Raw genomic sequence first — 12,585 nt, 5'->3', positions numbered from 1 at the left:
AGGCGTGTGATCCAGCTCAGCACGTCGTCGCCGATGTGCACTTCACGCGTGAGCTTCTGCAAGGCGATCACTTCCTCGCCGCTCATCACGGCGCTGATCTCGGCGCCGGGGCCGCCGGTTGTCTGGGCGAGGATCGCACGCTCCTCGGCTTCGTCCGGGTAGTCGACGCGGATATGCAGCAGGAAGCGGTCGAGCTGCGCCTCGGGCAGCGGATAGGTGCCGGCCTGTTCGAGCGGATTCTGTGTCGCGAGCACGAAGAACGGCATGGGCAGCACGTACGTGGTGCCTGCATAGCTGATCGTGCGTTCCTGCATCGCCTCGAGCAGCGCGGACTGCGTCTTCGGCGGCGTGCGGTTGAGCTCGTCGGCGAGCAGCAGGTTGGTGAACACCGGGCCTTGCTGGAACTTGAAGTAGCGCTTGCCGGTGCCGTGGTCCTCCTCGAGGATCTCGGTGCCGACGATGTCGCTCGGCATCAGGTCGGGCGTGAACTGGATGCGGCGGAAGTCGAGCGCGAGCGCCTGCCCGAGCGAGCGCACGAGCAGGGTCTTGCCGAGGCCGGGCACGCCTTCGAGCAGGCAATGGCCGCCGGCGAGCAGGCCGATCAGCAATTGTTCGACGACGTCGCGCTGGCCGACGATGACCTGCGCGATCGCTTCGCGCAGCGCAGTGAGTCTGGCGAGCTGATTCTGGATGGTTTGTTCGGTGATCGCGTCGTTCATCAGTCTGCTCAAGTGTTGTTTGTCTTTCGTTCCTTTCGGCAGAAGGCTTCAACCTATGCTGTCAACGCATAGATCACCACATTGACCGCGAACTTCGTATTGTCCTCGGCGAGGAAACGCTTGTTGCGCCAGTCGTAGTCCCATTCGCAGCCGTAGTCCTTGTTGCTGTAGAGCACGCCAAGACGGCCGCCGATCTCGATGCCCTTCAGGTATTCGTGGACGATATCATCGCCCCAGCCGTTGAGTTCGAACGCGGTGTTCGGCGGCCCGTCGAACTTGAAGAAGGCATCGAACAGCGGATGCTTCTTGGGCAGCTTCTTCAGCGCGCCTTCGCCGAAGATCGAGGCCATCTCGCGCTCGAACGACTTGGCGAACAGGCCGTCGATGTCATGGTTGCAGTCGTCGACGAGGACGAAGCCACCGTTGCGCACGTAGCGTTCGAAGTTGCGCCGCTCGTCCGGGTTGAACTCGACCAGCTTGTGCCCGGCCAGATAGCAGAACGGCTGCGTCAGCATGCGCGGATCGGCCAGCGGCAGCACGCGTTCCTTCGTATCGACACGCAAGGTCGTGTACTGGATCAGCGCATCGACAAGGTTCGACGGCATGCGCGCGTCGACATCCCAGTCGCCCGATTCGTACATCAAGCGAGTGAACCAGAAGTCGTAGGCGGGCTCGCCTGCGTGCGCGCGTGGCGCGAACACGAAACCGGCAAGGACGGTGCGGAGGAATTCGGCGCGGGTCATGGTGTGTATGGCCGGGCGTCGGTGAACACCATCCCCGGTCAACCCTCCCCTTTCCGGGGAGGGCTGAAACGGCAGGTCAGACGGCGTCCGACAACGAAGTGAAGGTAAAATCGCGGATCTTCATCGGCGGAATCATCATCACGAACGGCGATTCGTTGTCGCCGACGCGTACCGGCTTGCCGATCTCCTCGATGTTGTTGAGCATGATCGCCGGCGATTCGTTGAAGCGGAAGTTCTTGATTGGGTACTTGATCTCGCCGTTCTCGATGTAGAAGGTGCCGTCGCGGGTCATGCCGGTCAGCAACACGGTCTGCGGATCGACCATGCGGATGTACCAGGTGCGCGTGACGAGCACGCCCTTCTTGGTCGACTTGACCAGGTCCATCGTCGACTTGTCGCCGCCGACCATGATCAGGTTGCCGGGCTGTCCGATCGCCTTCTTGCCCTGCTTCTGCGCCCAGTAGCGCGAGTACTGCAGGTAGTCGACCTTGCCCTTGGTGATGATCGGCGTCTTCTCGCGCGCGAGGCCGTCGTTGTCCCACGGCAGCACGGCGGAGCTTGCGTCCCACGGATCGGCGTAGATCGTCACGCGCTCGTCGAACATCTTCTCGCCGAGCTTGTTGCCGCCGCCCTTCTTCGACAGGAAGCTGCGGCCCTCGTCGGCCTGGCGCGCATCGAAGCCGAACATCATGAAGCTGATCAGGCCCGCGGTCGCGGCCGGTTCCATGATGACGGTGTACTTGCCCGGTTCGAGCGCCTTCGCATCGACCGAACCCTTGGCCTTCTGCATCGCGGTCTTGATCTCGGCTTTCGCGTCGAACTTGGCTACGTCTTCGAGATTGCGCGCGACCCAGCCTGAGCCGTGGCCATCCGCGGTGCGCACGGTGCAGGTGAAGTCCATGCCGCTCGATTTCTGATAGCCGAAATTGCCCTTGCTGTTGGCGATCGCGGCAAAATCTTCCTCGTCGCTGAAGAAACCGGCGGCGACGAGATTGTCCTTGCGGCACGGCTCGATGCAGTCCGCCGCGACCTGGGCGCGGTACTCGGGCGTGATCGCGGCGGTCTTCTCGGCAAACGTCGAAGTCGGTTTGTAGGTCTGCTTGTCGATCGCCGGCATGAACTCCGGATTCTCCGGCGCGAGCTTGGCCAGTTCCTCGGCGCGGCGCACGACCGCCTCGATCGACTTGTCGTCGAACGCGTTGATCGTCGCCGTACCGGTGCGCTTGCCGAACGCAACCTGGACGACGAGGTCGGCGTCGCTCACGTAGCCGCTGGTCGAGACGTTGTTGAGCGCGTAGCGCACGTTGCCGCCGTTCGAGCCGGTCAGCTGCGCCGTGCATTCGTCGGCCTTGGAAAACTTGATCGCCTTGTCGAGGATCGCCTTGGCCTGTTCTTCGCTGTAAATGGTCATGTTGTGCTCCGTATCCTTAGCCGAGGCTGCGCGCGGTGTTGATGACGTTGACGCCGTTGAAGCGCGCCGTGCTCGAGCCGTGCGACACGGCGGAGACCTGGCCCGGCTGGCCCTTGCCGTCAAAGAACGAGCCGCCGAGGCGGTAGTCGCTCTCGTCGCAGACTGCGACGCAGGAGTTCCAGAATTCCGGCGTGCGGATCTGGTAGGCGACGTCTTCGAGCGGCTGGGTCACTTTGCCGTTCTTGATCTCGTAGAACAACTGGCCGCCGAACTGCGCGTTGTAGCGCTGCTGATCGATCGAGAACGAGCCCTCGCCGACGATGTAGATGCCGTTCTCGATGCCTTTGATCATTTCCGCCGGCGTGAGCTTGTCCTTGCCCGGCTGCAGCGAGACGTTGGCCATGCGCTGGAACTGCACGCTCGACCAGTTGTCGGCGTAGCAGCAGCCCTGCGATTCCTTGAGGCCGAGGATGTGCGCCTGGTCGCGGATGACTTGATAGTTGACGAGCACGCCGTCCTTGATCAGATCCCACTTCTGCGTCTTCACGCCTTCGTCGTCGTAGGCGACGGCGCCAAGCGAGCCCGGCTGGGTCTTGTCGGCGACGATCGTGACCTTGTCGCTGCCGTACTTGAACTTGTCCTTGAGCTTGTCGATCGTGGCGAAGCTGGTGCCGGCGTAGTTCGCCTCGTAGCCGAGCACGCGATCGAGTTCGGTCGGATGGCCGACCGATTCGTGGATCGTCAGCCAGGTGTGCGAGGGATCGAGCATGAGGTCGTACTTGCCCGGCTTGACCGAGGTCGCGGTGAGCTTTTCCTTCGCCTGCTTCGCTGCCGCGATCGCGTCGGCCTTCATGTCGTAGGAATTACGGTAGACGACTGCACCGCCGGGCAGTTCGATCTTGTCCGCGGCCTTCGCGTCGAGGTACTCGAAGCCCATACCTCGCGGGGCGGAGAGTCCCTGACGACTGCGGAATTTTCCGGTCGTCTTGTCCACGGCGGTCACGTTCATCGGCGCCCAGATGCGATGCACGTCCTGGTCGATATAGGAGCCGTCGGTCGAGGCGAAGTACTTCTGCTCGTTGACCAGGAACAGGGTCGAGTTGATGAAGCTCGCGCCGGCCTTGATCGCTTCGGCGTTGACGCCGAGCAGCAGGTCGACCTTGTCCTTGATCGGCACTTCCATCGAGTTCTTCACGATCGGCGTCTTCCACGACACCTCGCCGACGCCCTTGGTCGGCGCGAGCTGCACCGGCTCGCTGCGCAGGCGCGCGTTCGCCTTCGCGATCGCGATGGCCTGTGCAGTGGCCTTGGCCACGGCGTCGTTGGACAGATCACTCGTTGCGGCAAAACCCCACGAACCTTTCGCGATCACGCGGATGCCGATGCCGGTCGATTCGGTGTTGACCACGTTCTGCACCTTGTCCTCGCGCGTGACGACGAACTGGCGCAGGTAGCGGCCGATGCGCACGTCGCAATAGGTCGCGCCGCCGGACTTGGCCGCATTGAGTGCGACGTCGGCGAGCTTCTTTTTCGTTGCCACGTCGATCGCGCTCAGCAGTTGCTCGGCCGCGATCACGCGCCCGTAAAACGCGGGTAGCGCGAGGCCGCCGAGGCCGGCGCCGGTGATCTTCAGGAAATCTCGTCTGTCCATTGTTCCTCCCAGGTGATTGCGCGGCGCGAGGCCGAAAGCGAACCGTGGGAAGGTGTCAAAGCCGGCGCCTGCCGTCGTGTGCCAAACGTCATGCGCAAGGAATTGACTAACCCGGTTATCCTCCCAACTCGTTTGTCGGGGAGTCCAACATGTCCTTTCGTTCCGTTTTCGTTCTCACCGCTGTTGCCGGAATTGCCGCGACGACGTGCGTCCACGCCGGCATCTACGATCGCGATCCGCAGCAGGCCATCGACAAGGCCTACACGGACAAGATCGCGCAATACACGACCGGCGCGCAGTTCAACTCGCCGCTGACGAATTATCTTCCCGCATCGAGCACCGTGCCGACGCCGGCCAAGGTGCTCGGCGACGTATCCGGTGCACCGAACATGCTGCCGTACACGAAGGACGTGGTGCGCTACTTCGACCAGCTCGCGCAGACGAGCCCGCGCGTCAAGGTGTTCCGCATCGGCAAGAGCGAGGAAGGTCGCGAGATGATCGCGGTCGCAGTCGCCGACGAAGCGCTGCTAGCGAATCTCAAGGACAATGACGCGCGCCTTGCCCAGCTTGCCGATCCGCGCACGATCGACCTCGACGATGCGAAAGCGGACGCGCTGATCGCACAGACGGCGCCGGTCTACTACATCACCGGCACGATCCATTCGCCCGAGACCGGATCGCCGACTGCGCTGATGGAACTCGCCTATCGCCTCGCCGTCGACGACGCGCCTTACATCAAGAAAATCCGCTCGAAGGTGATCACGCTGATCACGCCCGTCGTCGAGACAGACGGCCGCGACCGCATGGTTGATCTGTACAACTGGCATCGTGCCAACCCGGGCAAGACGCCGCCGCCGCTGCTCTACTGGGGCCACTACGTCGCCCACGACAACAACCGCGACGCGATGGGGCTGACGCTCGCGCTGTCGCGCAACGTGCTCGACACCTATCTCGGCTGGCACGCGCAGGTGCTGCACGATCTGCACGAGTCGGTGCCGTTCCTCTACGACAACACGGTCGGCGACGGCCCGTACAACGCCTGGGTCGATCCCATCCTCGTCGGCGAATGGCAGCAGCTCGGCTGGAGCAACGTGCAGGAACTGACCAAATTCGGCATGCCGGGCGCGTTCACCCACGGCGACTTCGACACATGGAGCCCCGGCTATCTCATGTTCATGGCGGCGATGCACAACGGCATCAGCCGGCTCTACGAGACATTCGGCAACTCCGGCGCGGACACGGTCGAGCGCATTCTCGATCCGTCCGAATACGCGCGCACCTGGTACCGGCCAAATCCGCCGCTGCCGAAGGTGCTCTGGTCGCAGCGCAACAACAACAATTACCAGCAGAGCGCGCTGCTCTCTACGCTGAATTATTTCGCCGACAACGAAAAAACCTTTCTGCGCAATTTCTGGCTCAAGGGCAAGCGTTCGGTCGAGAAACCCCAGGCAGCCGGACCTATCGCCTATGTGCTTGATGCCGGCGATGTGCATCGTGACGCTCAACGACAGCTTCTTCGCGTGCTTCAATTGCAGCACGTTGAAATCAGCGTCCTCAAGAACAGGACCACGGTGATGATTCCCGTGCCGGCGAAGGACGTCAAAAAAGACGAGGCGAAGAAAACGGACGCCTCACCGCAAGCCGAAAAGCCAAAGCATGCGGAACAAACATTCAGCGCCGGCAGCTACATCGTGCGCATGGACCAGCCCTACTCGCGCATCGCCGACACCCTGCTCGACCGCCAGTACTGGTCGCCCGACGATCCGCAGAAGCATCCCTACGACGACACCGCCTGGGCGCTCGGCGACATGTTCGGTGCCGAGGTCGTGCGCGTCACCGACTCATCGATTCTCAAGGCGCCGATGGAAACGCTGCGCGAGGCGGTCCCTGCGCGCGGTGGCGTGCAGGGCAGCGGCAGCATCGTCTTGATCGAGAACCACGCCGACACGTCGCTGATGACGCTGCGCTATGCGTTCAAAGGGGCCGACATCTCGATTGCGGAAAAATCGTTCGAAGCCGCCGGCCGCAAGTTCGCCGCCGGCGCGTGGATCGTGCGCAAAGCCGACAACGCGGCTTTCTCCAAAAAACTGGGCGAACTCGGCCTCGATGCCTGGGCGGTCGCGTCCGAACCGAACGTGGCATCGCACAAGATCGGCGCGCCACGCATCGCGCTCATGCACACCTGGCTGTCGACGCAGACCGAAGGCTGGTGGCGCCAGGCGCTCGACAAGCTCGGCATTCCCTACGACTACATCTCGACGCAGACCGCCGCGCGCTCCGACAACCTGCGCGGCAAGTACGACGTGATCCTGTTCGCGCCGATCGGGGCCGACAACTCGCAGCTCGTGCTCAACGGCCTACCGCTGTGGGGCAATGCGCAGCCGTGGAAGAAGACCGCGCTGACGCCGAACATGGGCATCGACGAAACCGACGATATCCGCCCCGGTCTCGGCGCATCCGGCCTCGCCCACCTGCAGCATTTCGTCGAACAGGGTGGCCTGCTGCTTGCCGCGGGCGATGCGGCAAAGTTCGCGATCGACGTCGGCCTCGCGCCCGGCGTGTCGGTGACGGAGAAGAAGGACCTCAAGGTCGTCGGCAGCATCCTGCAAGGCGTGACCGTCGACGAGGCGCATCCGGTCACCTACGGCTACGCGAAGGAATTCGCGATGTACAGCCCCGACGGCCTCTCGTTCAAGCTCAGCAACCTGCTCACCGGCGATGACGGCCTGCCGACCGCGAAGGACTTCAAGCGCCCGACCGGCCGCGGTGGCCCGCACGACACCGACGCGGCCGAAGGCCGTGTCATCACCGAGGCTGCCGAGCTGCCTGCACCGAAACCGTGGGAAGCGACGCCGCTCAATATCGACCAGGCTCGACCCGGCCCGTTCTTCCCTTCGACCGTCATTCCCGAACACCAGCGTGCGCGCGCCGTCGTCCGCTTCGGCGAGGCCGACGATCTTCTGATCGCGGGATTGTTGCAGGGCGGCGCTTCGCTCGCCGAACGCGCCGCCGTCGTCGATGCGCGTTACGGCCGCGGCCACGTGGTGCTGTTCGCGACGAATCCGATCTGGCGCGGGCAGACGATCGGTACCTACGGCCTCGTGTTCAACGCGATCCTGAACTACGACAAGTTGTAAGTCGCTCGCCGCTGGCTCAGGCGGTGGTGTTTTCGAGCACGCGGCAGATGCGCTCGAATCCGGCGTCATCGAGCCAGGGGCTGTTGGAGATCGTCAACATGCGCGCGGCGAAGTCGCGCGCATTCGGCACGTCGGCCTGCGGCACGATGTCCGCGAGATAGGCATAGTCCGGCAGCGCGTGGATGAACAGGCGGCTGACGCCGAGATTCGTGCTCCATAGTCTGGCCAATGCTGCGTCGCGCGCTGCTTCGCTCGGCATCAGCACGAGCAGAAAAGGCCAGGTTCCATGTCCGAAGTGATCGAGCAGCACATCGGATTTTGCGCGATTTTTTACCAACAGCTGGGCGATACGCGATTGTGCTCGCCTGAAACACTCGTGCTGGAATTCACCGAGTCGCGCGAACGCGTGCGCTCCGATCGATTGCCGCCATGTGCCAAGTGTGTGCAGCGGAATCGCCAACGAAAAATCATCTCCCACCGCGCCGATGAGGTCGCCGTTGCGCAGTGCGCGGCGGCGCGGATCGCCATGGACGAACTTGAGACCGAACGGGTTATAGAGCGCGTGGTAGCCGAGGAGTTGTACGCTGCGCTTGAGTTCCCACGCGAAACTTCGCGGGATGATTTCCTCGCTGACGCGGCGCAATTCCCTGCGCAATGCGGCATCACGCGCAACGAGCAAGCCACCCTCGAATGTGGTCAGGCCTTTGCCGACGGCGAGCGAGAAAAATCCGATGTCGCCACGCGTACCTACAGCAGAACCGTCCGCAAATCGTGCGCCGAGCGCTTGAGCGGCGTCTTCGATCACGCACGCGTCGACACGGCGCGCGCAGGTGATTGCCGCGTCCACGTCGGCGACGCGGCCGGCGAGATGTGTTGGCACGATCGCGAGCGTGTCCTCGTCGCATAGCGCGTCAAGCTGCAAGTCGTCCATGTCGATGCCATCGGGCACGAGATCGCAAAGGCGCAATTTCAGTCCGCAATGCGCGACCGCTATGGCGACGAGCGGACAGGTGTAGGCCGGCACGATCACGCTCGTGCGATGGCTTTGCCGCTTCAATGCGGTCAGCGCTACGACGAGTGCGGCGGTACCCGAGCACTCAACCTGCACTTCGTCGACACCGAGGAACTGCGCGGCTCGCGCGGACAGCGTCGGCGTGGCCGACGGCAACAGATCACCGAAGCGCGGCGGCAAGCCCGCGGTCGGCGGCACTTCGTAGAGGAAGCTACGCGGCATCGTGCCCTTCGTCGGGCGGATCGAAGGCGAGGCAGACGATGCCGGCGAGGATGATGCCGCAGCCGACCAGTTGCAGCGTCGACAGGCGTTCGCCGAACAAAAAATAGGAAGCAGCGAGGACGAAAACGACCTCGAGATGCGAAGCGGCGAATGCAGGTCCGACCGGCGCGTGCTTGAGCAGCGTCATCCAGGTAAAGAATGAGCCGAGATAGCCGCAGATCGCGACATACATCCACGGCGCACTGACCATGCGCAGGAACCAGGCGAACTCCGCCACGAACGGACCGGCGTGATTGGCGTTGAGCTTGAAGCAGATCTGGGTCATCGTGTCGAACGTCATCAACACGAGAAAGCCGATCAAATAGAAGCGGCGCATGTCAGCCGACTCCGACGATGGCGACGCCGACGGCGATCAGCGCACAGCCGGCGACGCGCGGCGTAGTGAACTTCTCGGCGAACAACACGCGCCCGGCGATCAGCATCGCGACGATATTGATCGAACCGAGCAGCACTCCCTGCGACAGCGGGACCAGCGAAAGGAATCCCTGCCAGACGACGAATTCGGCGACGAAACAGACCACGCCGATCCAGATCCACGGCCGGCTCGCCATCGCTTTCCAGCGCGCAAACTCGCCGTCCGTGTCGGGCTGCGTCGCCGCGGCCTTGAACGCGAGATGTCCGCCCGTGTCGAGCGAGATGTTGAGCATCCAGAAGATGAAGACGAGCAGCGACATGTGCGACCAGGCTGACGAGGATGTCGCGGATTATCGCAGAGCATGCACCGCCAAGTCAGGCCGTAGACGCACGCTCCGTCGCAACTTCCACCGGATGCGGGTCGAACGCGTGCAGATCCATATGACTCACCGGAATCGGCTTGAACGTCTGCTCGTCGAACGCGACTTCCTGCAGTTTCCAGCCGTCGGCGCTGCGCACCGCGCCCCAGAAGCGCCTGAGCGCGCCCCACTGCATCGCGATCACGCCGCGGCTGTTGTCGGCGTCGACCGTGGGATCGCCGACGCCGGTCGGACGCGGCGGCTCGCCGTACAGCGCGGTGCCGAACAGGTTGTCCCAGACCGACAGCACCTGGCCGAAGTTGCAGTTGTGCAGCGTCGGCCGCGAGGGATCGACACGCATGTGGTGCAGGCGATGGAAGACCGGACCGACGAAGAGCCGTTCGAAGAAGCGGCCGAAACCGATGCGCGTATTCGTGTGCGAAAAATTCTGCACGAGTTCGCTGACCAATTCGAGCAGGGCGAACTGCGCGGCATCGACGCCCATGAGCAGCCCGGCCGAGGCGAGCACGAGGGACTGCATCACGCCGTCCAGATAGCTGCCGCGGTCGTTGGTCCAGCAATTCATCTGGCGCTGGCTGTGGTGCATGCTGTGCAGCGCCCACCACCACGGAATCGCGTGCTGAGCGCGATGCATCCAGTAGTAGGTCAGGTCGTAGACGATGTAGTAGAGGAAGAATGCGAGATACGGATGCTGCTCGATGCCCAGCACAAAGCTCAGCAATCCACCGCTTGGCTCCGCCACCGCGCCGACCTCCGCGCCACCGCCGAAAAGATTCGCAAACGGCGTCAGCACGAGGAAGGCGAACAGCGGATTGAGGCCGAGCACCATGAGCAAGGTGAAGGTGCGGTCGATGCGCGTCAGCTTGCGGTCCTTCCACGCCTCGGCCGGTACGAACGTCTCGAGCGGGCGGAAGATGCACGAGATGATCGCGAGCTGGAGAAAAGCGATCAGCACCGCCGCGGCGATGTCCTTCGGATCGCCCATCAACTGCGCGACATGCAGGAACGACAGCACTGGCACGACGACGTGCCCGCTGATCCAGAGCACGAGGCCGGTCCACCAATGCGTTACGACATCGAACATCGCCCAAATCCGCGCGTTGCCGCTCAGACGTTCTCGAATTTGCCGAGGAAATCGTTCTTGCCGATCTCGACGCCGTTGTGGCGCAGGATGTCGTAGAGCGTCGTGGCGTGGAAATAGAAATTCGGCAGCACGAAATCGAGCAGATAAGGCAAACCTTTGATGTGCAGATCGCCGCTGCGACGCGGCACATGGATCACGCGGTCCTCGCTGCCCGCGAACTTCTCCGGCGCAACGCCGTTGACGAATTCGAGCGTCTTAGCGATGCGCGCCTCGAGCTCCGCCAGCGTCGTCTCGGTGTCGGGGAACGACGGAATCTCGATGCCGGCCAGGCGCGCGGCGCCGGCTTTGACGCCGTCGGTGGCGATCTGCACCTGGCGGGTGAGCGGAAACATGTCCGGCGCGAGGCGCGAATTCAGCAACACGCTCATGTCGATTTTCTTCGCCGCAGCGAAGGCCTCGCCTTTCTTCAGCACGACGAGCATGTTGGCGCAAACGCGATTGACGGTGGGAACGAGAACGCTGTAGATCGACACGGTCATGGGAAATCCTTCGTATGGAACGGAACAACACGGAACACATTCTCTCACGAGCACGAAAATTTCCCCAAAACAACGAAGCCGGCCGCATGGCCGGCTTCGGATTGCGCCATTCGTGGCGCGCAGGACGTCAGTTCGCGCTGCTCGCGTAGATCTTCACGACCTCGTAGAGGAACTTGCGTCCGTCCAGCAGCGACTTCACGCGGATGCGCTCGTTGAGTCCGTGCGCGCGACTGCCCTCGGCGTCGTGGAACATGCCGGACAGGCCGTAGGTCGGAATGCCGGCCGCGTTGAGAAAACGACCGTCGGTCGCGCCGGTCGACATCGTTGGCACGATCGCGACGCCCGGCCACATCGATTCAGAAACCTTGCGCACCGGCTCCATGATCTTCTCGGACAGCGGCGGCGGCGGCGACTGAATACCCGGATCGCCGGCGAGCTTGACCGCGATCTTGTCGTCGCCCATGACACTGACGATCTGTTTGCGCACATCCTCGATCGGCACGCCCGGCAGGATGCGGCAGTTGACGTTGGCGGTGACGTGCTGCGGCAGCGCGTTCGGCGCATGCCCGCCCTCGATCTGGGTGACGACGCAGGTCGTGCGCAACATGCTGTTCCAGCCCGGATTGATCGCCCAGAGCTTTTCGATCGCGGCTTCGTCCTTCGGATTGGCCAGCACAAGCTTCATCTGCGCGCCGATATCAGCCGGCAACAGCTTGGACTCAGCCTCGTAATAGCCTTTCGTCGCCTGGTTGAAGGCGACCGGGAAATTGTAGGCGGACAGTTTCTCCAGCCCCGCGGCGAGATGGGCGATCGGATTGTTGTGCGTCGGCCGCGAGCTGTGGCCGCCGACGTCGCTCGCATCGAGCTTGAAGTCCTGATACACCTTCTCACCGGCCTGGATCTGCAGCGCGACGTGCTTGCCGTCCTTGTCCAGTTCGCCGCCTGCACCCTCGTTGAGTGCGAACGCGGCGTCGAGCGCTTCGGGATGCGCCTGGATCAGCCACTTCACGCCATTGAACGTGTCCGGCGTTTCCTCGCCGCAGGTCAGCGCGAGCTTGATGCTGCGCTTCGGCACGAATCCCGACTTCTTGTAGCGGATCAGGTTGTCGGTGAACGACGCCGCCATGGCCTTGTCGTCGCTCGAGCCGCGCGCGTAGAACCAGCCGTTCTCCTCGACCAGCTTGAACGGGTCGCGCTCCCAGTCCTCGCGCTTGGCTTCAACGACGTCGATGTGCGCAAGCAGCAGGATCGGCTTGGCGAGCTTGTCGCTGCC

General features: G+C 63.2%; 10 protein-coding genes and 1 pseudogene. 1 reads left to right on the top strand and 10 read right to left on the bottom strand.

All coding sequences use genetic code 11. The features are described from left to right. From VF497_RS01990 to VF497_RS01975, 4 genes and pseudogenes are all read right to left on the bottom strand, one after another. Positions 1–719, bottom strand: a 719-nt coding sequence (locus VF497_RS01990; protein WP_330885728.1) for an AAA family ATPase, incomplete at its 3' end; no start/stop codon positions are given. Positions 720–772: 53 nt separating this feature from the next. Beyond that, positions 773–1,387: pseudogene (locus VF497_RS01985) on the bottom strand (DUF4159 domain-containing protein); the annotation flags it as partial. A 151-nt stretch (positions 1,388–1,538) separates the two neighbouring features. Beyond that, entirely contained in the window at positions 1,539–2,873 is a 1,335-nt protein-coding gene (locus tag VF497_RS01980; protein WP_330885726.1) for a TldD/PmbA family protein, read from the bottom strand. A 16-nt stretch (positions 2,874–2,889) separates the two neighbouring features. Next, on the bottom strand, positions 2,890–4,524 hold the full coding sequence (locus VF497_RS01975) for a TldD/PmbA family protein (protein WP_330885724.1): 1,635 nt from the start codon (positions 4,522–4,524) through the stop codon (positions 2,890–2,892). A gap of 149 nt (positions 4,525–4,673) precedes the next feature. On the opposite strand from VF497_RS01975, the gene VF497_RS01970 reads away from it, so the two are divergent. Continuing rightward, positions 4,674–7,661: a M14 family zinc carboxypeptidase gene (locus tag VF497_RS01970; protein WP_330885722.1), complete on the top strand. Its 2,988-nt coding sequence runs from the start codon at positions 4,674–4,676 to the stop codon at positions 7,659–7,661. Positions 7,662–7,677: 16 nt separating this feature from the next. Here the strand turns inward: VF497_RS01970 and VF497_RS01965 are convergent, their stop codons facing one another. From VF497_RS01965 to VF497_RS01940, 6 genes are all read right to left on the bottom strand, one after another. After that, on the bottom strand, positions 7,678–8,895 hold the full coding sequence (locus VF497_RS01965) for a DegT/DnrJ/EryC1/StrS family aminotransferase (protein ID WP_330885720.1): 1,218 nt from the start codon (positions 8,893–8,895) through the stop codon (positions 7,678–7,680). Beyond that, complete coding sequence (locus VF497_RS01960; RefSeq protein WP_330885718.1) at positions 8,885–9,271, bottom strand: DMT family transporter; 387 nt, start codon at positions 9,269–9,271, stop codon at positions 8,885–8,887. Before VF497_RS01960 ends, VF497_RS01965 begins: the two co-directional genes overlap by 11 nt. A gap of 1 nt (position 9,272) precedes the next feature. After that, positions 9,273–9,629 (bottom strand): EamA family transporter, encoded by a 357-nt coding sequence (locus VF497_RS01955; protein WP_330885716.1) that lies wholly within the window; start codon positions 9,627–9,629, stop codon positions 9,273–9,275. A 55-nt stretch (positions 9,630–9,684) separates the two neighbouring features. Then, entirely contained in the window at positions 9,685–10,773 is a 1,089-nt protein-coding gene (locus tag VF497_RS01950) for a sterol desaturase family protein (RefSeq protein ID WP_330885714.1), read from the bottom strand. Positions 10,774–10,796: 23 nt separating this feature from the next. Next, a complete protein-coding gene (locus VF497_RS01945; protein ID WP_330885711.1) occupies positions 10,797–11,312 on the bottom strand; it encodes a DUF1993 domain-containing protein in 516 nt (171 codons plus the stop codon). A gap of 127 nt (positions 11,313–11,439) precedes the next feature. After that, positions 11,440–12,585: M20/M25/M40 family metallo-hydrolase (locus VF497_RS01940; RefSeq protein WP_330885709.1), on the bottom strand; the 1,146-nt coding region annotated here is incomplete at its 5' end.

This window comes from Rudaea sp., assembly GCF_036383415.1.
GTDB lineage: Bacteria > Pseudomonadota > Gammaproteobacteria > Xanthomonadales > Rhodanobacteraceae > Rudaea.
The sequence above is the reverse complement of the archived record's forward strand: the minus strand, read 5'-3'. Positions and strand labels throughout refer to the sequence as shown.

Excerpts from the sequence above, each read along its gene's own strand:
- VF497_RS01980 (WP_330885726.1), bottom strand. The coding sequence starts at position 2,873 with ATGACCATTTACAGCGAAGAACAGGCCAAGGCGATCCTCGACAAGGCG.
- VF497_RS01965 (WP_330885720.1), bottom strand. The coding sequence starts at position 8,895 with ATGCCGCGTAGCTTCCTCTACGAAGTGCCGCCGACCGCGGGCTTGCCG.
- VF497_RS01955 (WP_330885716.1), bottom strand. The coding sequence starts at position 9,629 with ATGTCGCTGCTCGTCTTCATCTTCTGGATGCTCAACATCTCGCTCGAC.
- VF497_RS01950 (WP_330885714.1), bottom strand. The coding sequence starts at position 10,773 with ATGTTCGATGTCGTAACGCATTGGTGGACCGGCCTCGTGCTCTGGATC.
- VF497_RS01945 (WP_330885711.1), bottom strand. The coding sequence starts at position 11,312 with ATGACCGTGTCGATCTACAGCGTTCTCGTTCCCACCGTCAATCGCGTT.
- VF497_RS01970 (WP_330885722.1), top strand. The coding sequence starts at position 4,674 with ATGTCCTTTCGTTCCGTTTTCGTTCTCACCGCTGTTGCCGGAATTGCC.
- VF497_RS01975 (WP_330885724.1), bottom strand. The coding sequence starts at position 4,524 with ATGGACAGACGAGATTTCCTGAAGATCACCGGCGCCGGCCTCGGCGGC.
- VF497_RS01960 (WP_330885718.1), bottom strand. The coding sequence starts at position 9,271 with ATGCGCCGCTTCTATTTGATCGGCTTTCTCGTGTTGATGACGTTCGAC.